A 20,301-nucleotide genomic window follows, 5' to 3' on the forward strand; every position below is an offset into this window, starting at 1 on the left:
CCTGCACTCTTGTCACCATATGGTGACAAGAGTGCCGACGGCAGAGGCGATCGAGGGGGACCATCCGTGCAGTTCGAGGTCTGGGCACCGAAAGCGCAGGACCGGGTGACGCTCCGTCTGGGGGACGCCGCCGACCACACCATGACCCGCGATCCGCTCCGCGAGGGCTGGTGGACCGCCGACGTACCCGCGTCCGACGGCGCCCGTTACGGCTTCGCGCTGGACGACGGCCCTGTTCTGCCCGATCCCCGTTCGCGCCGCCAGCCGGACGGACCGGACGGGCTCAGCGCGGTCGTCGACCAGAGCGCGTACGAGTGGGCCGATCCCTGGCGCGGCCGTCCGCTGCCGGGCGCGGTCCTGTACGAGCTGCACATCGGCACGTTCACCGACGAGGGCACGCTGGACGCCGCCGCGGCCAATCTGGCCCCGCTGGCAGCGCTCGGCATCACGCACGTCGAGCTGATGCCGGTGTGCCCCTTTCCGGGGACGCACGGCTGGGGGTACGAGGGTGTGTCGCTGTGGGCGGTCCACGAGCCCTACGGCGGGCCCGAGGCGCTGAAGCGTTTTGTCGACACGGCGCACGGGCTGGGCCTGGGCGTCGTACTCGACGTCGTGCACAACCACCTGGGCCCGTCCGGCAACTACCTGCCCATGTTCGGCCCGTACTTCACGGACACGCACCACACGCCCTGGGGCTCCGCCGTCAACCTCGACGCCCCCGGCTCGGACGAGGTCCGCGAGTATCTGCTGGAGAGCGCGCTCGCCTGGCTGCGTGACTACCGCTTCGACGGGCTGCGGCTCGACGCGGTACACGCCCTCGCCGACTCACGCGCGCTGACCTTCCTCGAAGAACTGTCGACCGCCGTCGACGCGCTCTCGGCCGAGCTGGCCCGTCCGCTGTTCCTGATCGCCGAGTCCGATCTGGGCGATCCGCGGACGACCACGCCGCGCCGACAGGGCGGACTCGGACTGCACGCCCAGTGGAACGACGACTTCCACCACGCGCTGCACGCCGCGCTCACCGGCGAATCGCAGGGCTACTACGCCGACTTCGCGGCCGAGCCGATCGCCGCGGTGGCCAAGACCCTGACCCACGCCTTCTTCCACGACGGTACGTATTCGAGTTTCCGGGGCCGGACGCACGGCCGCCGCGTCGACCCCGCCAGGACCTCCTCCCATCGCTTCCTCGGTTACGCGCAGACCCACGACCAGATCGGCAACCGCGCGCTCGGCGACCGGCTGTCGGCGACCCTCTCCCCCGGTCTGCTGGCGTGCGCCGCCGCGCTCGTCCTGACAGGCCCGTTCACACCGATGCTCTTCATGGGCGAGGAGTGGGGCGCCCGTACGCCGTGGCAGTTCTTCACCGACCACCAGGACCCGGAGCTGGCGGAGGCCGTACGCAACGGCAGGCGGCGGGAGTTCGCGGCGCACGGCTGGGCGGCCGAGTCCATTCCCGACCCGCAGGACCCGGCCACGCGCGACCGCTCGTGCCTGGACCGGACGGAGCCGACCCGCGAGCCGCACACGCGGCTGCTGACCTGGCACCGCGACCTGATCGCCCTTCGCCACAGCCACCCGGACCTCTCGGATCCGGACCTGGCGACCGTGAAGGTGGCGTACGACGAGGGCGCGCGCTGGCTCGCGTACCGGCGCGGCGATCTGCGCGTCGCCCTGAACCTGTCCGCAGAGCCGGTCGAGATCCCCCTGGGCGGCCGGAGTGGCCAGGTACTGGTGACCTGGGACCCCGTGGAGCCGCCCGGCCCCGACGGCGTGCTGCGGCTGCCGCCGGAGTCCTGCGCGGTGCTGTCGGGCGGCTGAACCGGGAGAGGGGGAACCGGGGGCGGCTGAACCGGGGGCGGGCGAACCGGCGGCGGGTGAACTCCCGGCGCCGGAACGGGATTCTGCCGCGAGGGAAATCGACTGCCCTGGTGTGCGCTCGAACATCTAGCGTCTACGCCATGAAGCAGCGAACTCTCGGTAGGACAGGACTCCGTGTCAGCGAACTCTGTCTCGGCACGATGACCTTCGTGAAGGGCGACGAGGCGGGCGCGCACCGCATCCTCGACACCTTCACGGAGGCCGGCGGCACCTTCCTGGACACGGCGGACGCGTACGGCCAGGGCGTCTCGGAGGAAGTACTCGGCGGCTGGCTGAAGGGACGCGACCGTGACGGACTCGTCGTCGCGACGAAGGTGGCCCTCCCGATGGGTGGGGGTCCCAACGACGCGGGCCTGAGCCGCAAACACATCATCGCGTCGGTGGAGGCGAGCCTGCGGCGACTCGGCACCGACTACATCGACCTCTACCAGACACATGTCTGGGACTTCAAAACACCGATCGAGGAGACCCTCGGCACGCTCGACACCCTCGTGAAGTCGGGCAAGGTCCGCTATCTGGGCGCGAGCAACGTCTCGCCCGGCCAGCTCCAGCGGGCGCTGGACGTGGCCGACCGGCGGGGCTGGGCACCGTACGTCTGCCTCCAGCCGATCTACAACCTCCTGGCGCGCGAGGTGGAGTGGGAACTGCTGCCGCAGAGCGAGGCGGCGGGCGTCGGCGTCATCCCGTACAGCCCCCTCCAGGGCGGCTGGCTCACCGGCAAGTACCGGCGCGGCATGACATCGGTCCCGCCCGGCAGCCGCGAGTCGCACGGGGACGGCGAGAGCTGGCGCGGCCGGGACAACGAAGAGACCTGGCGCGTCGTCGAGACCGTCCAGGCGATCGCCGACGAGACGGAGCACACCCCTTCGCAGGTGGCCCTGCGCTGGCTGCTGGACCGGCCGGGAGTCACCGCCCCCATCATCGGCGCGCGCACGCACGACCAGTTGACGGACAATCTGGGCGCGGTGGGCTGGGAGCTGACGGAGGCTCAGACGGCCCGTCTGGACGAGGCGAGCGCACGGCCGCTGCCGTATCCGTACAACGTGCTGTCGCGCTTCGTCTGAGGCCGGAGGCCGGAGGCCGGTCCAGGGCCACGGCGCGGATGTCGTGGGCCTGGGGCAGGATGGGTCCCAACCTGCCCGCCGGCCCCCGGGAGTACGACGATGACCGCCCCGCCGACGGCCACGACCGACCGGAACGGCGCGCCGTCATGATGCTCACGCGGGCCGTCGCCGAAGGTGTCGCCAGGGGCGACGTCACGCTCGCGTTCCGCCGCTGGGCGACCAGCCGCGTCTCCCCCGGCGGCACGTTCCTCTCCGTCGCGGGGGTGATCGTCGTCGAGACCGTCGAGCGGATCGATCCGGTGACGATCACCCCCGAGGACGCCCACGCGGCCGGCGCCGGCGGTGTCGGAGACATCCTGGCGACGCTGCGCGGCGCCGCGGGCGATCCGGTCTTCCGGATCGCCCTGTCGTACGGCGGCCCGGACCCCCGCGACGCGATCGCGGCCGACGCCGCGCTCACGCCCGACGACGTCGCGCGCATCGCGGGGGCGCTGGACCGGCTCGACGCCCGCAGTACGCGGGGCGCGTGGACACGCGAGACGCTGCGGCTGATCGAAGACAACCGGGGCACGCGGGCCGTGGACCTCGCGGGGACCCTCGGCGTCGAGAAGGACACACTGAAGCGCGACATCCGCAAGCTGAAGACCCTCGGCCTCACGCTCAGCCTCGACACCGGCTACACGCTCTCCCCTCGGGGAACCGCCTGGCTGCGGACGCTCTAGGACGTGTCCGCAAAGTCCCGCCCGGCCCGCGACGCCTGGCACGGCACCTTGCCGCGTTGTCGGAGTCGGAGTCGGAGTCGGAGTCGGCCAAGTACGTCCGGTACAGGACCGATCCTCCGCCTCGCGACGCACCGCACCAGTCGCTGTGTGCCCCGCCCTGCGGGCGGACGGCGCTACTTCGCGGACACGCCCCAGGACCCTCCCCAGTGGCTCGTCCCGGGTGAAGGACAGCGTCAGGGCAGGATCTCGACGTACCCGTCCGTTCCGTGCACGCGGATCCGCTCGCCGTCCCGGATCAGCCGCGTGGCCCCCTCCACGCCCACGACGGCCGGCAGGCCGTACTCGCGGGCGATCACCGCGCCATGGGTCATCAAGCCGCCCACCTCCGTCACCAGGCCCGCGATTCCGACGAACAGCGGCGACCAGCTGGGGTCCGTGTAGGCCGTGACCAGGATGTCGCCCGGCTCAAGATCGGCCTGCGCGATGTCGAGGATGACGCGGGCCCTGCCCTCGACGGTCCCCGCGGAGACCGGGAGGCCGATCAGGGCACCGGCCGGCGCGTCGTCGCGCCGGTACGCGCCGTTGACGGCCTCGCCGTCCGATGTGAGGACCCGGGGCGGTGTGAGCGCCTGGTACGACCGGAACGCGTCCTTGCGCCGCTGGATGAGCCCGTCATCCACCTGCCGCGAGCGCACGACGTCGTGGAACTCCGGGAAGGTGAGGTAGTAGACGTCCTCCTTCTCGGCAAGCACGTCCGCCCGCACCAGGCGCTCGGCCTCCTCCAGCAGAGCCTGCTTGTAGACGAAGGAGCGGCTGATGATGCCGTACTTGGGGTACTCCCGGTATCCGATGAAGGTTCGGACCCGGTCGATCATCCGCTTGGCCTCGTCGGCCTTCCGGTCCCCGTCCGGCAGGGCCCGCAAGCGTGACAGCACGTCCTGTTCCTTCTTCCGCGCCTTCTGCCGGCCCTCCTCGAAGCGCCGCCCGGCCGCGCCCGGCTCGAAGTTCCTGACGTTGTCGAGGATCGCGGGCACGAGCGTGGTGGGGCGCTCGCGCCAACGCGGCCTCGTGATGTCGATCTCGCCGACGCAGCGCATGCCGTACCGGTCGAGGTAGGCCACGATGGCGTCGCGCGCTTCGGTACCGCCCGGGATCTTCGCCAGCTCGTCCAGGAAACCCTCGTCCTCGACGCCCCGCAGGAACGCCACCACCTCCGGCCGAGGGCGGATCACGTCCGCGACGTCGAGCAGCGCCAGGCCCATCTCCGACGTGACGTTGTCGGGGGCGGACAGCGTGAGCGTGTCAGCCGCGTTCTTCTCGTCCAGCCACTCCCACAGCTTGTCGTTGAGCCACCACGTGGCCTCCATCCCCGCCATGATCACCTGAAGGCTCAGCGGGTCGCCGAGGACTCGTTTGTGCTCCTCGAAGGCCTCCAGCAGGAAGTCGAAAAGCGCCGGTCCGGTCTTCGTCCGGATATCGCGCCTCAGGGCGGCGACGGACGTCTGGCTGCGCTCGATCAGCTCGGTGACGACGGCCGGATCGGTCTCGATCGGGACGGACGCACCGGCCGGCGGCCCGCCGGGACCCGCGTCCGGGAGCGACGGGACGAAACCGTCACGGCCGAGTACGGTCTCCAGCGCATCCCTGATCAGCGGATCGCCCCTCCCCACGACGTCCAGGAAGCCGGCGCGGCTCGCGGGCGAGGCCAGGCGCCGGGTGGCGTCGACGAACAGCCTCCCGCCGGCCGTGAGCATCGGCGCCATGGCCGTCAGCTGCCAGACGGAGAGTCCCAGGGGCCTCATGGGGTCGGTCATCATCTGCTGATGACCGACGGAGAGATAGACGTGATTCTCCTCGTCACCGACCTCGGGGACGGGGAACAGCGTCGTGATCGGCCGGCTCTGGACGATCTGGAAGCCGTCGTCGCCCAGACACCATTCGATGTCCTGCGGTCGGCCGAAGTGCGCCTCGATCCGCCGCCCGAGCCCCACGAGCCGCACCACCTGAGTGTCCGTCAGCGCCGGCAGCTCCTGCCGCCGCGAGTCGATCGCCACTTCCCGCGTACCTCCGTCGGGCAGTGCTTGTACGGCACGCTGTTTGGCGGCGATCGTCCTGCCGACGACCTCGCCGTCCCGCACCTTGAAGACGTCCGGGTTCACCAGGCCGGAAACCAGCGCCTCGCCGAGGCCGAAGCCGGCGTCCACGGTGGCGACCTTGCGGTTGCCCGTGACGGGATCGGCCGTGAACAGGATGCCGGCGGCCTCCGGGAAGACCATGCGCTGTACGACCACGGCCATGTGGACCGTACGGTGGTCGATGCCGTTCCGGCGGCGGTACGTCACGGCCCGCTCGGTGAACAGCGAGGCCCAGCACCGGCTGACGTGCCGGAGGACCTCCTCCGGACCCATGACGTTCAGGTACGTGTCCTGCTGGCCGGCGAAGGACGCCGTCGGCAGGTCCTCCGCCGTCGCGCTGGACCGGACGGCGCAGGCGGCGTGTTCGCCGAGCCGGGCGAGCGAGCGGGTGATCGCCGCCGCGAGATCGGCCGGGACGGCGATGTCCTCGATGCTCCGGCGGATCTGCGCACTGAGCGTTCGGATCCCCTCCCGGTCGTCCGGGTCCAGACACGACAGCTCATCGAGCCGATCGCCGATAGACGGCGCTTCCGCCATGATCCGCCGGAAGGCGTCCGTCGTCACACAGAAGCCAACCGGCACGCGGATGTCTTCGATCCGCGACAGCCCGCCCAGGTTCGCGCCCTTGCCGCCGACGACCGAGACCTGCGTCTCGTCAACCTCTTGAAGATCCAATACGTCCCGCTCGGTCATCGCGACACCTCCGGGCCGGCCGTGTCCCGGCGCCCCGAACGGCGTCCCCCATACGTCGACAACACACGCACGTCGTGCCCCCAAATTCCCGCGGATTGTGGTCTCGGCCGACGATTTTGCGCCACCACCCGGGTCTTGCCGCAAGCCCCCCGGTGCGCTATACGTTGAGAAGGGCGAGGAGAGAGATCTCCTCGCCCATCGTTCTGCCGTCCGGCGGAACCCACGCGCACCGTGCGCACACCGCATCCGTGTGCCGGCAACTGCCGGCAACTACGGGCCGCCGCCGGGTGCTTGAACGGTCAGGCCTCGTCAGCGGGCCCCGACGGCGCCACCAGGCGTTCCAGCAGTTCCTGGAAGTCCTCACCGACCACGATGCGCAGCCCGCCCGCCTCGACGTTCCCCTCGTCCTTGTCGCTGAGCTGGGTCAGCGTGCCGTCGCGCCACCAGTAGACGTACGGGCTGATCGCACCCGGAGTGTCCTCGAAGCCGGACGCGGCGAACGACGCCATCGCGTTCAGCGACGGGATGACGGTGGCGTCGCGTATGACATGGAACGCGACCTGGTGGCGGAACGGGAACGCCACCAGCGCCCCGTCCGTACCGAGGCGCCGACCGGTGACCTGCTGTACGAGACTGTCCAGCGCCAGGACGCGGCTCGCGGTGTAGAACGAGTCGCCCATGACGACCTCGAACCGCATCCCCTCCGCGTCCTTGACCGTCTCCCGCCCCTCGACGGGCAGTTGACGCAGATTGCCGAGCGCCTGCGCCCGCAGCTCGGGCAGCGGGCCGAGCGGTTCCAGCGCCTCGTCGGTGAGCATCATGACGCTCTCCGGGAGGTCGAGGGCGAGGATCTCGTACAGTCCGGGAGCGACGGAGCGCGCGTACGCGAAGGACTGCGCGTCGAGGCTGTCGCCGCTGATCACCCGTGGGTAGAGCTGGGCGCGGATCTGCGTGGGCGAGAGGGTGTCGAGCGCCGACGGACCGTCCATGGTCCGCAGCACCATCCCGGCGTGCTGCCGGACGAGTTCGCCCCAGACGCGGGCGCCCCGGTCGTCGTTGTGACAGACGGCGGCGAGGTTGGCGAGCCCGAACTGGCGGCCCGCGCTGTCGGTCACCAGGTCGGAGTAGACGGTGACTTCCAGGCCCCGCTCGGCGAACGCCTCACGGACCTGACTGCGGAAGAGGGCTGCCTCGCCGGTCGAGAAGAAGGAGAATTCGGGATCGCGTGGCATCTCGCGCCCGTGCCGTTTCGGCCCACGTCTGAACAACCCCACGTCGTCCGCCTCCCCATGATCGCGCTCGGTTTCGTGCCCCGGCCCCTGGTCCGGGTCCCCGTCGGTCCCCGTCCCCGTTTCCCCGCTACCGCTGTGATCGTCGATGTGCGTCGAACGTTAGATGGTAGGCCCTGGATGGCGGCTGATGTCCGGTAGGGGGCTTACGGTGCCGGCCGGCCGGGTCCGACGGTGACCGGAACCACCAGGTCCGCGCGGTGCCGGCCCTGTGCCACCAGTCGCGCGTTGGCCTCGTCGGAGTCCCTGACCCAGCGCTCCGCGTGGGGCCGTTCCTTACCGAAGCGCACATGCCGGTCGACCAGGCGCCGCACGCGCACGACGGGGTCGATCTCAAGGAACCACGCCTCGTCGACGAGCGCGCGGACCTGCGCCCAGTCGCCGCCGTCGTGCAGCAGGTAGTTGCCCTCGGTGACGACCAGCGGGACGTCGGGGCCCACCGGGATGCTGCCGGCGACGGCCTCCTCCAGCGACCGGTCGAACGCGGGCGCGTAGACGACGACCCCCGGCGCGGGTGTTCGCAGCCGGGCGAGCAGCGCGGCGTACCCGACGGCGTCGAAGGTGTCGGGCGCGCCCTTGCGGTCGGCGCGGCCGAGTCTGCGCAGCTCGGCCTGGGCGAGGTGGAAGCCGTCCATGGGAACGAGTACGGCGCTGCCGCCGAGCGCCGCGACGAGGTCGGCGGCGAGGGTGGACTTCCCCGCGCCGGGCGCGCCCGCGATGCCGAGGATCCGCCGTTGCCCGGGGGCGGCGAGCTGCCGGGCACGGCGGGCGAGTACGTCGAACTGCCGCGCGTCCATGCGGGGCATTCTCCCACCCAGGCCCGCGGAGGTGGCCGGTCCCCCGGCCCGGAGTATGTCCTCAATCGCCGGACGGGCTTGATTTCCCCCTGTCCGGCAAGAATCAAGCTGGTCCGACGCCGGCGCTACCGAGCCCGCCGGGCGCCGGACGGACCGGCACCATCCAGCCCGTCCGGCGATTGAGGACGGACCGGCAACCGGGCGGGCCCGGACCTATCTTGCCTACCACCCGGTCATACGTATAACGTGCCCGCATGCCACACATCGCCCTCGTCACCCTCGTCGTCCGCGACTACGACGAGGCCATCGCCTTCTACACCGGCCCCCTCGACTTCGAGCTGGTCGAGGACACCGACCGGGGCGACGGCTCCCGCTGGGTGGTCGTGCGCCCGCGCGGCAGCGGAGGCGCGCTCCTGCTGGCGCGCGCGGCCGATGACGCCCAGCGGGCGAGCGTCGGCGCGCAGACCGGCGGCCGGGTCGGCTTCTTCCTCCACACGGACGACTTCGCGCGCGACCACGCCCGGATGACGGCCGCGGGCGTCCGCTTCCTGGAGGAGCCCCGGCACGAGCCGTACGGCTCCGTCGCGGTCTTCGAGGACCTGTACGGCAACCGCTGGGACCTCCTCCAGCCGGCCGCCCCGTAGGGCTACCGCGCCGCGGCAAGCCCCTTCTGGAGGTCGTCCGCGTTCATCACGGGCTGGATCTCGATCTTCGCGCCCAGCTCTTCGAGGAGCGGCTCGGAGATGACCACGAGCTGCGAGCTGTCCTTCATGTCGAAGACAAAAGTGCAGGAACGCTCGCCTTCGCTGGGGCCGAAGTAGGTCGCCTCGGGCTTGAGCTGTTCCGTCATCGACTGCATGATCTTCTGCAGTGCGCCGTTCTTGATCGCCTTGTTGGCGACCTGGGTGTCGAACCGCGCTCTCAACATGACCCGCATGGCACTCGCTCCTTCCGCCCACCACGACCGGCGCGGTTGGCGCCCACGCTCGCTGAGACCGGGTGACGTTTCGCTCAGCGTCACGGTGGGCGTTCGGCGCGGCAACATCTCACCGACCATCCGGGCGCGCCACCGCCCGGATGGTGGGCGCGTCAGTTCCCCGGCATCGGGAAAGCCACCGGGCTCCGCCTCCCGTCACGGTTGACCGCGCGTACGCCGAAGAAGACGTTGTCCTTGGACAGGTCCACGGTGTGCGTGGTCGCGAGGCCGACCTTGATCACATGCGTCCACTCCGGCTCCGTGGTCTCGCGCCACACCACCTCGTAGCCCGCCAGGTCCGGCTCCGTGCCGGGCGCCCACTTCAGCTCGGTGTCATTGGTGAGGTTGCTGGTGACGATCCGCGCCTCGCGCGGTGTGCCCGGTGCCTGCGCCAGGGTCCACAGCACCGCGCCGTTCACGCGCGTCACGCGCGCGATGTAGTCGAAGTCGCAGAACTCGGGCAGGTCGCCGTACTGCTTGCCGTCCTCCACCCGTACGTCCTGGTGCTGATGCGCGAAGTCCTCGGCCGGTTCGGTGAACCGGGCCGCCGGATAGCCCTGTTCGAGGAACGGGATGTGGTCGCCGCCGCGCAGATAGCGGTCGCGCCGGTAGACCACGCGGACGTTCATGCCGGTCGCGTCGTTGTCGCCCACGTCGCTGACGAAGCGGGCGAGCTGCCGGGTCGCCGAGTCGTTCTCGCCGCCCACCGATCGGCGGGTGTTGGCCTGCGCCGGGGTCTCGGACGTCGGCACGCCCTCCGCGAAGAGCCGCACCGTGTACGGGTCGCGGGTGCCGTCGTCGGCGCGCGAGCTGCCGATGATGTCGTTGGTGAACATGCCCTGGACGTCAACACCCGCCGCCTTGAACTGCGTTGCGGCGTAACGAGATCCGTACAGGCCCTGCTCCTCACCGGCGACCGCGGTGAACACGATCGTCGCCGCCGGGCGCCGCTTCGCCATCACCCGAGCGAGTTCCATGACCAGCGCGACACCTGACGCGTCGTCATCGGCGCCGGGCGCGTCGCTGGTCGCGTCCATGACGTCGGTGACGCGCGAGTCGTAGTGCCCGGCGACGACGTACACGCGGTCGGGGGTGACCGAACCGCGAAGCGTGGCAACGACGTTGGTGATCCGCGTCGCCACCGGGATCCGCGAGGCGGGCTCCTGGACGTACGACTGGAGCTCTGCGGTCATCCGGCCGCCGGAAACCGCCGCGTACTTCTTCATCTCGGCCAGGATCCAGTCACGAGCGGCGCCGATTCCACGCTCGGGGTCGTCCTGGACCGACAGCGTGTGCCGGGTCCCGAAGTCGGCGAGCCGCCGTACGGTCGCCTCGATACGGTCCGCGTCGATCTCCTTGAGCAGCTTGCGCAACTCCCGGTCGGGCGCCTGGGTGGTGGCGGCCCCGCCGCCGCTCTCACGTCCACCACCGGACGCGGCGACGGCCTGCCCGGCGGAGGCGACCAGGGGAACGCCGGCGGCGGCGGTCACGGCGGCCGAGGTGAGTACGGTCCTTCTACGCGGTCTGCGTGGCGTTCCAGCGGACTGCTCGGGCATGGAATATCCCTTCCGAAGCGATGAACCGGCGCTTCATCGTCATGGACAGGCCAACCCCGCACAAGGCCACCGGAGCGGACCGTCCCTTGAGTGCGGAAGGTCCAGTTCCGCCCCCGCGTCGGCGTACGATCACGGAGGGCGGACAGAAAGTGTCACTGCCCGGGAGCACGAAGGGCCCGACCGCCGATGGGAAGACGGAAGCACCGCCCAACGACCGTCGTGGCGGAGCCCGTTCTGCAGGTCTACGGCTCCGACGGCTTCGCGCTCTGGGCGGTCGCCGAGTCGGACTCGTACGGCCTCATGCCCCTCACCGGCGCGCTCCAGCCCATCGAGATCGGCACGGCGGTCAGGCGCATCGCCCAGTGCAACGACATCGACCCCGAGCACGACGAGGACCGCCCGCCCAGACCCGCCGACCCCCTCGCGGGCTTCCTGCACGGGCTGCTCACCATGGACGATCTCTACGCGTCCGGCGGCCTGAGGTTCACGGACACCGCCTCCGGCACGGTCCTGGTGCCGGGATGCTGCACCGGACTTGAGGAGTGGCGAGGCTGGCTGGGGGTGGTGGACGGGGAGGGAGACGGCGCGGCGGAGTTCGGGCACGACCCCGCCCCGCGCGCCGAACGCCTCGGCGACACCGTCCGGTTGACCGTCGACGCCGACCGCGACGACGGCCCGGTGATCGAGCTTCCCGTCACCGAGCTGGGCCGGCTGCTGGCCAGCGTCGAGCGCGACCTGACCGCCTTTCTCGCAACAGCCTCCCTCTGGGCCACCCGCCACCTACCGCACGCCACCCCCGTCACCGCCGCGCTCGCACGCGCCCTGGACCTGCCCGGCCCGGAGCGCTGAATCTTCAGGGCACAGTCCACCGCACTGGCCATGGACGTATCGCACTCGACGTCGTACAGCCCGTCCCACCGGGTGATCGCCGCGCTCCCGCTCCCGCCGTTCCAGTTCCTCCAGCGAGCAACGCACCCCCACCAGGACCACATCCCTGGCAGGGAAGAAGGCGAGACAGTCCCGCAACCGCCACTCCTCGCTCAGTACGTGGTCCACCACCACGCTGTTGCCCGCTGCGGCCATTCCGGCGACTGCCCGGTGGAAACCCCGGTACGGCTCGTCCAAGCGGTGCAGCAGTTCCTTTGCGATGCTGGACTTCCCCGAACTCGACGTCCCGTTCAAGAAGATGATCCGCCCGCCTCGGGCGGGAAGAGAACCGTCGCGGGGCGCGGGCCCGGGGCTGCCGGGTACCGTAGGGGTTATCAATCTCGTGCACCTCCCTGCGGGCTGCGTGACACCCGAAGACAGAGGTGAAGGAAGCCCATGACGACCAACCGAGGACGCAAAGACGTCATCCGTGACCGGATGAACGCTACCGGCGAGTCGTACAACGTCGCCGCCCGCAATCTCAAGGCCATGAAGGACATGGGCGCCACCCGCGATGCCGCCCTCGTGCAGCGTTGGCTGCCCGCCGAGAGCTTTGATGTGCCCTGCCCGTGCGGTGAGACCTGTGAGCCGGGTGAGACCTGCGATCACTGCCACGCGCGGCACCGCCATGTGAAGCGCTACCCGGGCAGCACCACCGAGATCGAGACCTGGGCCGATCGGTACGAGTGCACCGGCTGCTCTTCCTCGTACACCCTCACCGTGCACCTGGCCGGGCGCCCCTGGGGCGTCGCCGAAACCGTCGTGGTCGGCGGGTCGGCGGAGGAAGTCGTGCGGGTGCGGGTGCTCCCCGGTGTGATCCATCCGCTGCTGCGCTCCGAGGCGGAGGCAGCGGCGGCCACCGGAGGCGAGTGATCACGCCAGGTGGCCGCCGTCGGTACCGCGGAGGGCTCAGGTCTCGTCGGCGGTCAGGCGCAGTGAGATCGAGTTGATGCAGTAGCGCTGGTCGGTCGGCGTGGGGTAGCCCTCGCCCTCGAAGACGTGGCCCAGGTGCGAGCCGCAGCGCGAGCAGCGGACCTCGATGCGGACCATGCCCATCGTGCGGTCCTCGATCAGCTCGACCGCGTCGCTGTCCTTCGGGTCGTAGAAAGACGGCCAGCCGCAGTGCGACTCGAACTTCGTGTCGGAGCGGAACAGCTCCGCGCCGCACGCGCGACAGGAGTAGACGCCGGCCGTCTTGGTGTCCGTGTACTCACCGACGAAGGCGGGCTCGGTACCGGCCTGGCGCAGCACCGCGTACTCGGCCGGGGACAGCTCCTCGCGCCACTGCTCGTCGGGCTTGTCGATGTCGTACGCCATGACTTCCTCTCTCGCGCCTCGGGGTGATGCGCCTCAGTGGGACAGCCGGGCGAGGATCTCCGGACCGAGGTCCGTGACGTCGCCCGCCCCCATGGTGAGAACGAGATCACCGGGCTTCGCCATTCCCGCCACGGCATCGGCCACCGCGCCCTTGTCGGAAACGGCGTGTACGTCCGCGCCCGCCGTCTTGGCCGCCTCGATGATCAGCGCGCTGGTGATGCCGGGGATCGGGTCCTCGCGAGCCGGATAGATGTCCAGCACGACCGAGCCGTCGGCCAGGGCGAGGGCCTGGCCCATCTCCGTACCCAGCTCCTGCGTGCGCGAGAAGAGGTGCGGCTGGAAGACGACGAGGAGCCGGGAGCCGGGAGCGGCGGCGGCGCGCATCGCCTCCAGGTCGGCGGTCATCTCGGTGGGGTGGTGCGCGTAGGAGTCGATGACCTGCACGCCGTTCGCCTCGCCCTTGAGCTGGAGGCGGCGCTTGACGCCGGTGTACTTGCCGAGCGCGGAGGCGAGGTTGTGCGCCGGGATGCCGAGCGCGACGCCCGCCGCGAGGGCGGCCACCGCGTTGTGGGCGTAGTGGCGGCCGGGGACGGAGACCGTGAAGGTGAGGAAGCGGCCGGCCAGGACGACCGTGACCTCGCTGGTCAGACCGCGTGCGGTGACCTTGTGGACGCGTACGTCGGCGTCCGCCGCCTCGCCGTACGTCACGACCTTGATCGTCGACAGGTCGCGGACCTTCGCGGTCAGCTCGACCGCGCCGGGCTGGTCGGCGGCGATCACCAGCGTGCCGCCGGGGACGATCTTGCCGACGAACGTCTCGAAGGACTCGTAGATCTCGTCCATGGAGGCGTAGTTGGCGTGGTGGTCCAGTTCGACGTTGAGGACGATCGCGACCTCGGGGTCGTACTTCTGGAAGCTCCGGTCGCTTTCATCCGCCTCGGCGACGAAGATCTCCCCGTCGCCGTGGCGGGCGTTGGTGCCGGGCCCGTCCAGGTCGCCGCCGATCGCGTACGACGGGTCGAGGCCCAGCTCCGTGAGCGCGACGGCCAGCATGGAGGTCGTCGTCGTCTTGCCGTGCGTGCCCGCGACGGCGATGGACCGCAGGCCACCGCCCATCAGGGCGGCGAGCGCGTCGGAGCGGTGGACGACCGGGACGGACAGCTCGGCGGCCCGTACCAGCTCCGGATTGTCCGCCCGGATCGCGCTGGAGACGACCACGCACGAGGCGTCGTCCGCGAGGTGCTCCGCCGCGTGGCCGATGTGGACCGTGGCACCGAGGGCGCGCAGGGCCTCGGCGGTGCCGGACTCCTTGGCGTCGCTGCCCGCGACCTTGGCGCCCCGCTGGGTGAGGATCTTGGCGATACCAGACATTCCGGCGCCGCCGATGCCGATGAAGTGCGGCCGTTCCATGGCGGTGGGGATACCGGGTGCCATACGTGTTCTCCCAGGGTGGTGCGGTCGGTGCGGGGCTGTCGGTGCGGTGCGTTCCGTGCGTTCGGTGCGGGGCCGTCGGCCGTACGCACGCCGTCAGCGATCCCCCAGCCTATTCGCTTCGGCCGGCTCAGCCCGCCCCCCTGGTCCGCCCTTCGGCGTTGTCGTCCTCCGCGCCGTGCGCGAAGAGCTTGAGCACGGGTACGCCGACCTTGTGGCGGGCGCGCGAGGCCCAGTCCCGGTGGAAGAACTCCTCCACGTAGTGCGGTTCGGTGAGCACGATCACCTCGTCGGCGGCCGACTGCTCGACGACGGACTTGAGGTGGTCCAACGGGTGGTTCTCGACCACCAGGCCGGTGGCCTCCCGGCCCGCCGCCTTCAGCGCGGCCAGCGAGTGGGCGAGGGCCAGCTCGGCGGGGCCGCGGGCGGCGGCGCCCTCGGGCTCCTCCCCCTCGCGGCCGGCCTCTCGCAGCTCGCCGAACGCGACGTCGTCGATGGCGCGCAGCAGGGCGTCCGCCTGGTCGCCGCGGGGCTGCATGAGCACGATGAAGGTGACGTTCTCCTCGCCGTGGAGCGTGGTCACGAAGTCGACGTCCACGGACGACAGGGGCTTCTCGATCATCAATACGCTTGTGAACACGACAGGCGCCCTTCATCGTTCAGGGGCCCGTGAGGCCCGCTGCGGAAACCATCCTTCCCCGTGTCCGCACGGGGTCTGCGTGAGTAAGTGTGCCCAGCGGAAGCTAACCGGAACGAGATATTCCGCCCAATGTCAGATCCGGCGGTATCGAGCGAAAAGGAACCCGCCCTCTTCCAGTACGGCCGCCAAGGCGAAGCGCTCGGGGTCCGCGAGGTCCGGTCCACCCGTGATGCGCTGCGCGTTGCCGACCGCGAGGAGCGGGGAGACGGTCAGGCAGAGTTCGTCCAGTACGTCGGCCGCCACGAACTGGCCGAGCAGGCGGGGGCCGCCCTCGGTGAGCTGGCGCTTGAGGCCCATCTCCGCCAGGGCCGCGACCGCGCGGGGCGGCTCGACGCCCGGCCCGTCCCCGGCGACGAGCACCCGCGCGCCCGCCTTCTCGGCGGCGCGGATCCGGTCGGGGGACGCGGCGGCGCCGGTCAGGATCAGGGTCTGGACGAGGGGCGAGACGAAAAGCGGAAGCGAGAAGTCCAGGTTCAGGCTCGCGCTCACGACGGCGATCACGGGGGCGGGCGCCTGCCCGGCGGCGGCCCGCCGCTCTGCGAAGGCGTCACGGGCGCGGGCGGGCCGGTAGCCCTCCAGGCGAACCGTTTCAGCACCGACGAGGACGACATCCGCGAGCGCGCGCAAGGTGCCGAAGATCCGCATGTCGGCGTCGGACGAGATGGCCTGCGAACGGCCATTGTGGTGGGCGGCGCCGTCGAGCGTGGAAACCATGTTGGCGCGCAGCCAGGACCGGTCTTCGCGGGGCTCGGGGTACGCGTACGCGTCGGCGAGGTCGTCCAGGGCCCACTCGTGGTCTGGCGTCGGCGGCTCGGAGGGCACGGGGAACAGGCGTCGCATGCGCGCAGTCTGACACGCGCGGTGGCCTCCGGCTGGGTGGGCCGGGGGTGCCCTGCGGGCGGCTCTGTCCTCAAGCGCCGGACGGGCTGGAGGTTGGCCGAGCCGGGACGCGAACGTTCTCCCGGACGGGGGTGTGTCCTCAATCGCCGGACGGGCTGATTGTGCCCGACCCAGGGCGACAAGCCTGAGGACCAGGCGCGCCTTCTCAAACCAGCCCGGCGGGCCTTTCAAGCCCGTCCGGCGCATGAGGACGAACCGGCCGGCGGGCGGGCCCTTCCCCAACGGCATCCGGATCGCAAGCCCGCCCAGGCCCGCCTCTCAACCCCGCCCAGGCAGACGTTCCAAGCCCGTCCGGCGCTTGAGGACGAACCGGTCGGCAGGCGGGCCCTTCCCCAACGGCATCCGGATCGCAAGCCCGCCCAGGCCCGCCTCTCAAGCCCGTCCGGCGCTTGAGGACACCCCCACGACGGGCAGTCGGGCCCGAGCCCGGCCCCGCCGCCCACCAGCCCGTCCGGCGCTTGAGGACAGAGCCGCCCGCAGGCACCCGGACCTCGCCACACGCTCTACAGTTGAGCACCGTGCCCGTCTCCCCCGCCGCAAGCCCCCGCCCCGTATCCCTCTGCGCACGCACCCCCCGCGTCGCCGCCGAGCGGCTGGTCGGCGAGATGGTGCCGCCGCCGCGCTTCGACTCCGTGCGCTTCGACACCTACGTCCCCGACCCGAGGCAGCCCAGCCAGGCCGAGGCCGTCACCGTACTGAGCACATTCGCCGCCGGGCTCGACGGCGCGGCCGACACCAAGCGGGGCAAGCGACACTGGTTCGGCCGGAAGCCCGCCGACACCGCCGCCGCCGGCCCCCGTGGCGTGTACCTCGACGGCGGTTACGGCGTCGGCAAGACCCACCTGCTGGCCTCCCTCTGGCACGCCACTCCCGCCGCCGCGGAGGAGAAGGCCTTCGGCACCTTCGTGGAGCTGACGAACCTCGTCGGCGCGCTCGGTTTCCAGCAGACCGTGAAGACCCTCGGCGGCCACCGGCTGCTCTGCATCGACGAGTTCGAACTGGACGACCCGGGCGACACCGTCCTCGTATCGAGCCTGCTGAGCCGGCTCGTGGAGGCGGGCGTGGCGCTCGCCGCGACCTCGAACACGCTGCCCGGCAAGCTCGGCGAGGGCCGCTTCGCCTCCGCCGACTTCATGCGCGAGATCCAGGGGCTCTCCGCGCGCTTTCGCCCACTGCGTATCGACGGCGAGGACTACCGGCACCGGGGGCTGCCCGAGGCCCCCGCCCCGCTCACCACCGAGCAGGTGACGCGCGCCGCGCACGCGACCGAGGCCGCCAGCCTGGACGACTTCCCCTCTCTTCTCGCCCATCTCGCCACCGTCCACCCCAGCCGGTACGGCGCGCTGACGGAGGGTCTGCGGGCCGCCTGCTTCACGGACGTGGGCCCCGTGCCCGACCAGTCGACGGCGCTGCGGCTGGTCGTACTCGCCGACCGGCTGTACGACCGGGAGATACCGGTCCTCGCCTCCGGGCTGCCCTTCGACCGGCTGTTCGGCGAAGAGATGCTGAACGGCGGCTACCGGAAGAAGTACTTCCGTGCGATCTCACGTCTCACCGCCCTGGCACGCGACGCAAAGGGCCTGCTCGCCGAGTAAGTTCGGTGCCGTAACGATGTGCGGCGCGCGAGGTGCGGTCGATCAGCTCCCGCGTGCCCGATACAGAAGGGTTCCCATCACCATGGCTACCACGCGCCAGGCACACACCGTCTGGGAAGGCGACCTCCTCAAGGGCAGTGGCGTCGTCACCTTCGACTCCTCCGGCATCGCCGAGCAGCCGGTTTCCTGGGCCTCCCGCGCCGAGCAGGCGAACGGCAAGACCAGCCCGGAGGAGCTGATCGCCGCCGCTCACTCCAGCTGCTTCTCGATGGCCCTGTCCAACGGTCTCGCCAAGGCCGGCACCCCGCCGACCAAGCTGACCACCCAGGCCGAGGTCACACTGGTGCCCGGCACCGGTATCACCGGCGTCCACATCACCGTTCAGGGCGAGGTCGAGGGCCTGGACGAGGCGGCGTTCGTCAAGGCCGCCGAGGACGCGAAGGCGAACTGCCCGGTCAGCCAGGCGCTCGCGGGCACGAGCATCACGCTCACCGCCTCGCTTGCCTGAACCGCGGACCGCGACTGCGGATTGCGGATTGCGGATTGCGGATTGGGGACTGCGGATCGCGGACCTACGGATCCGCCGAATCACTGATCCGCTGAACCGCTGATCTCTCAGGACACATCAGGCTCAGTGGCCCGCACAGTTCACGTGTGCACAACACCCGTGATACACACGTGCGGGTCACGTCTCCTGTCCGCCAACAGGGAGTTGCCTCATGTCCGCAACACGACGTCAGGTCCTGGCCACCGGAGCATCGGTCGCCGGAATCGCGTTCACCGGAGCGGTGTCGGAGCTTTTCGCCGGCACCGCTGTCGCACAGGAAGTGGGGCGCAGCGGCTACGGCCCGCTCGTACCCGATCCGGACGGCTTGCTCGACCTGCCGAAAGGTTTCCGTTACCGCGTCCTGTCCAGAACGGGCGACGAGCTCCGTTCGGGCGAGGGCGAAGTCCCCAGCAATCCCGACGGCATGGCGGCCTTCGCCGGCCGCCGCGGACGCGTCCATCTGGTCCGCAACCACGAGAACCGGGCCGACGGCAAGATCGGCGTCCCGACCGTCGAAGGTCTGACCTACGACCCGATGGGCAAGGGCGGCTGTACGTCGCTCGAACTCGACGGGCAGGGCAACGTACTCGGCGAGCGTGTCGCCATCGCCGGCACCGCGGTCAACTGCGCGGGCGGGCCGTCCCCTTGGGGCACCTGGCTCACCTGCGAGGAGACCGAGGACAAGGCCGGCACCAACGGCTACACCAAGGACCACGGCTTCATCTTCGAGGTCGACGGCGCCGATCCGCACCGCACCGGCGCCGTACCGCTGAAGGCGATGGGCCGCTTCCAGCACGAGGCGATCGCCATCGACCCGCGTACGGGTGTCGTGTACGAGACGGAGGACGCGTTCGACAAGCCCTTCGGGCTTTTCTACCGCTTCCTGCCCGAGAAGCCGCTGGGCGGCCTGGGGTCGCTGCGCGCGGGCGGCACGCTGGAGGCCATGCGCGTCCCCGGCGTACCCGATCTGTCGGTCATCCAGGAGCCGGGCGCGAGCTTCGACCGCGTCGAGTGGGTGCCCGTGCCCGACTCGCAGGCGAAGGAGACGCCCATCCGGCTCCAGGACTTCGGCAAGAAGGGCATCACGCACGCCCAGAAGCTGGAGGGCTGCTACTGGGGCGACCGTTCCGTCTACTTCGTGTCGAGCTTCGCGAAGAGCGCGGAGGGCTCGGCCGCCGACCACTACGGGCAGGTGTGGAAGTACGAGCCGCAGCGGCGCCGGCTCACGCTGGTGATCGCCTTCGGCCCGGACACCGACATCCAGCTGCCCGGCGAGTCCCCCGACAACATCTGCCTCGCGCCCAGCGGCGGCCTGATGGTGTGCGAGGACGGCGGTGGCGTGCAGCACGTGTACGGGCTGACGCGGCACGGCGAGCTGTACGAGATGGCGCGCGCGGCGGAGAACATCGGGACGCCCGAGGAGCCGGAGTGGGGTGAGTTCGCGGGGGTCACGTTCGCGCCGGACGGCGACACTATGTACGTGAACTCCTACACGCCGGGCAAGACGTTCGCGATCACGGGACCATGGCGCTAGGCCGTGTCTTCTAAGTCCCGCCTGGCCCGCGGCGCCTGGCACGGCGCCTCGCCGCGTTGTCGGAGTCGGCCAAGTACGGCTGGTCCATCCACAAGGCCGATCCTCCGCCTCGCGATGCACCGCACCAGCCGCCGCGGGCCCCGCCCTGCGGGCGGACGGCGCTACTTCGAAGACACGACCTAGGTCTGTTCGTACTCGGTCGCCGGACGGGCCGCGGTTGGGGCCCGTGCGGCGCCCGGG

General features: G+C 70.9%; 18 protein-coding genes and 1 pseudogene. 9 read left to right on the top strand and 10 right to left on the bottom strand.

Annotated features, from left to right (window positions below; all coding sequences use genetic code 11):
• The first annotated feature begins 66 nt into the window (after nt 1–66).
• From treZ to ACFWHU_RS03050, 3 genes are all read left to right on the top strand, one after another.
• Nucleotides 67–1,818 (top strand): malto-oligosyltrehalose trehalohydrolase, encoded by a 1,752-nt coding sequence (treZ, locus tag ACFWHU_RS03040; protein WP_387223500.1) that lies wholly within the window; start codon nt 67–69, stop codon nt 1,816–1,818.
• Between the two features lie 140 nt (nt 1,819–1,958).
• Complete coding sequence (locus ACFWHU_RS03045) at nt 1,959–2,942, top strand: aldo/keto reductase (protein WP_387223502.1); 984 nt, start codon at nt 1,959–1,961, stop codon at nt 2,940–2,942.
• A gap of 59 nt (nt 2,943–3,001) precedes the next feature.
• Nucleotides 3,002–3,664, top strand: a complete 663-nt coding sequence (locus tag ACFWHU_RS03050; protein ID WP_387223504.1) for a hypothetical protein — start codon at nt 3,002–3,004, stop codon at nt 3,662–3,664.
• A 233-nt stretch (nt 3,665–3,897) separates the two neighbouring features.
• Here ACFWHU_RS03050 and rph read toward each other — a convergent pair whose 3' ends face one another.
• The 3 genes from rph to ACFWHU_RS03065 all read right to left on the bottom strand — a co-directional run bounded on the left by rph (nt 3,898) and on the right by ACFWHU_RS03065 (nt 8,587).
• Complete coding sequence (gene rph, locus ACFWHU_RS03055) at nt 3,898–6,492, bottom strand: rifamycin-inactivating phosphotransferase (RefSeq protein WP_387223506.1); 2,595 nt, start codon at nt 6,490–6,492, stop codon at nt 3,898–3,900.
• 299 nt (nt 6,493–6,791) lie between these two features.
• The gene (locus ACFWHU_RS03060; protein WP_387223508.1) at nt 6,792–7,766 is read right to left on the bottom strand and encodes a hypothetical protein; all 975 of its coding nucleotides are present in this window, start codon (nt 7,764–7,766) and stop codon (nt 6,792–6,794) included.
• A gap of 161 nt (nt 7,767–7,927) precedes the next feature.
• A complete protein-coding gene (locus tag ACFWHU_RS03065) occupies nt 7,928–8,587 on the bottom strand; it encodes a nucleoside/nucleotide kinase family protein (RefSeq protein ID WP_387223510.1) in 660 nt (219 codons plus the stop codon).
• Between the two features lie 245 nt (nt 8,588–8,832).
• On the opposite strand from ACFWHU_RS03065, the gene ACFWHU_RS03070 reads away from it, so the two are divergent.
• Nucleotides 8,833–9,222 carry a VOC family protein gene (locus tag ACFWHU_RS03070; RefSeq protein ID WP_385800413.1) on the top strand — a complete coding sequence of 130 codons (390 nt, stop codon included), beginning with the start codon at nt 8,833–8,835 and terminating at the stop codon, nt 9,220–9,222.
• A 2-nt stretch (nt 9,223–9,224) separates the two neighbouring features.
• Here ACFWHU_RS03070 and ACFWHU_RS03075 read toward each other — a convergent pair whose 3' ends face one another.
• Both ACFWHU_RS03075 and ACFWHU_RS03080 read right to left on the bottom strand, forming a co-directional pair.
• On the bottom strand, nt 9,225–9,515 hold the full coding sequence (locus ACFWHU_RS03075; protein WP_187280137.1) for a DUF3303 family protein: 291 nt from the start codon (nt 9,513–9,515) through the stop codon (nt 9,225–9,227).
• 152 nt (nt 9,516–9,667) lie between these two features.
• A complete protein-coding gene (locus ACFWHU_RS03080; RefSeq protein ID WP_387223513.1) occupies nt 9,668–11,110 on the bottom strand; it encodes a M20/M25/M40 family metallo-hydrolase in 1,443 nt (480 codons plus the stop codon).
• Nucleotides 11,111–11,329: 219 nt separating this feature from the next.
• Between ACFWHU_RS03080 and ACFWHU_RS03085 the strand changes: the two genes are divergently transcribed.
• Nucleotides 11,330–11,959 (top strand): hypothetical protein, encoded by a 630-nt coding sequence (locus ACFWHU_RS03085; RefSeq protein ID WP_387223515.1) that lies wholly within the window; start codon nt 11,330–11,332, stop codon nt 11,957–11,959.
• Here the strand turns inward: ACFWHU_RS03085 and ACFWHU_RS03090 are convergent.
• Nucleotides 11,938–12,301, bottom strand: a pseudogene (locus tag ACFWHU_RS03090) (chloramphenicol phosphotransferase); the annotation flags it as partial. The gene ACFWHU_RS03085 and the pseudogene ACFWHU_RS03090 sit on opposite strands and share 22 nt — an antisense overlap.
• Nucleotides 12,302–12,433: 132 nt before the next feature.
• Between ACFWHU_RS03090 and ACFWHU_RS03095 the strand changes: the two are divergent.
• On the top strand, nt 12,434–12,910 hold the full coding sequence (locus tag ACFWHU_RS03095) for a hypothetical protein (RefSeq protein ID WP_387223517.1): 477 nt from the start codon (nt 12,434–12,436) through the stop codon (nt 12,908–12,910).
• Nucleotides 12,911–12,946: 36 nt separating this feature from the next.
• On the opposite strand, the gene msrB is transcribed toward ACFWHU_RS03095, so the two are convergent.
• From msrB to ACFWHU_RS03115, 4 genes are all read right to left on the bottom strand, one after another.
• Nucleotides 12,947–13,354: a peptide-methionine (R)-S-oxide reductase MsrB gene (gene msrB, locus ACFWHU_RS03100; protein WP_385800405.1), complete on the bottom strand. Its 408-nt coding sequence runs from the start codon at nt 13,352–13,354 to the stop codon at nt 12,947–12,949.
• Nucleotides 13,355–13,387: 33 nt separating this feature from the next.
• Nucleotides 13,388–14,788, bottom strand: a complete 1,401-nt coding sequence (gene murC, locus ACFWHU_RS03105) for a UDP-N-acetylmuramate--L-alanine ligase (RefSeq protein ID WP_387223519.1) — start codon at nt 14,786–14,788, stop codon at nt 13,388–13,390.
• Nucleotides 14,789–14,915: 127 nt separating this feature from the next.
• A complete protein-coding gene (locus ACFWHU_RS03110; RefSeq protein WP_385800401.1) occupies nt 14,916–15,425 on the bottom strand; it encodes an indole-3-glycerol phosphate synthase in 510 nt (169 codons plus the stop codon).
• A 132-nt stretch (nt 15,426–15,557) separates the two neighbouring features.
• Nucleotides 15,558–16,325 carry a pyrimidine reductase family protein gene (locus tag ACFWHU_RS03115; RefSeq protein WP_387223521.1) on the bottom strand — a complete coding sequence of 256 codons (768 nt, stop codon included), beginning with the start codon at nt 16,323–16,325 and terminating at the stop codon, nt 15,558–15,560.
• A 569-nt stretch (nt 16,326–16,894) separates the two neighbouring features.
• Between ACFWHU_RS03115 and zapE the strand changes: the two genes are divergently transcribed.
• The 3 genes from zapE (at nt 16,895) to ACFWHU_RS03130 (ending at nt 20,061) form a co-directional block, all read left to right on the top strand.
• Nucleotides 16,895–17,980, top strand: a complete 1,086-nt coding sequence (gene zapE / locus ACFWHU_RS03120) for a cell division protein ZapE (protein ID WP_387223523.1) — start codon at nt 16,895–16,897, stop codon at nt 17,978–17,980.
• 82 nt (nt 17,981–18,062) lie between these two features.
• Entirely contained in the window at nt 18,063–18,488 is a 426-nt protein-coding gene (locus ACFWHU_RS03125; protein WP_078074482.1) for an OsmC family protein, read from the top strand.
• A gap of 211 nt (nt 18,489–18,699) precedes the next feature.
• Complete coding sequence (locus ACFWHU_RS03130; RefSeq protein ID WP_385800394.1) at nt 18,700–20,061, top strand: alkaline phosphatase PhoX; 1,362 nt, start codon at nt 18,700–18,702, stop codon at nt 20,059–20,061.
• Nucleotides 20,062–20,301 lie beyond the last annotated feature (240 nt).

It is taken from the genome of Streptomyces sp. NPDC060366, assembly GCF_042725135.1.
Classification (GTDB): Bacteria; Actinomycetota; Actinomycetes; order Streptomycetales; family Streptomycetaceae; genus Streptomyces.

Bases quoted from the DNA above. Each gene is read 5' to 3' on its own strand.
- ACFWHU_RS03045 (WP_387223502.1), top strand. From the start codon at position 1,959: ATGAAGCAGCGAACTCTCGGTAGGACAGGACTCCGTGTCAGCGAACTC.
- ACFWHU_RS03050 (WP_387223504.1), top strand. From the start codon at position 3,002: ATGGGTCCCAACCTGCCCGCCGGCCCCCGGGAGTACGACGATGACCGC.
- rph (WP_387223506.1), bottom strand. From the start codon at position 6,492: ATGACCGAGCGGGACGTATTGGATCTTCAAGAGGTTGACGAGACGCAG.
- ACFWHU_RS03065 (WP_387223510.1), bottom strand. From the start codon at position 8,587: ATGCCCCGCATGGACGCGCGGCAGTTCGACGTACTCGCCCGCCGTGCC.
- ACFWHU_RS03070 (WP_385800413.1), top strand. From the start codon at position 8,833: ATGCCACACATCGCCCTCGTCACCCTCGTCGTCCGCGACTACGACGAG.
- ACFWHU_RS03075 (WP_187280137.1), bottom strand. From the start codon at position 9,515: ATGCGGGTCATGTTGAGAGCGCGGTTCGACACCCAGGTCGCCAACAAG.
- ACFWHU_RS03080 (WP_387223513.1), bottom strand. From the start codon at position 11,110: ATGCCCGAGCAGTCCGCTGGAACGCCACGCAGACCGCGTAGAAGGACC.
- ACFWHU_RS03095 (WP_387223517.1), top strand. From the start codon at position 12,434: ATGACGACCAACCGAGGACGCAAAGACGTCATCCGTGACCGGATGAAC.
- msrB (WP_385800405.1), bottom strand. From the start codon at position 13,354: ATGGCGTACGACATCGACAAGCCCGACGAGCAGTGGCGCGAGGAGCTG.
- murC (WP_387223519.1), bottom strand. From the start codon at position 14,788: ATGGCACCCGGTATCCCCACCGCCATGGAACGGCCGCACTTCATCGGC.
- ACFWHU_RS03115 (WP_387223521.1), bottom strand. From the start codon at position 16,325: ATGCGACGCCTGTTCCCCGTGCCCTCCGAGCCGCCGACGCCAGACCAC.
- ACFWHU_RS03125 (WP_078074482.1), top strand. From the start codon at position 18,063: ATGGCTACCACGCGCCAGGCACACACCGTCTGGGAAGGCGACCTCCTC.
- ACFWHU_RS03130 (WP_385800394.1), top strand. From the start codon at position 18,700: ATGTCCGCAACACGACGTCAGGTCCTGGCCACCGGAGCATCGGTCGCC.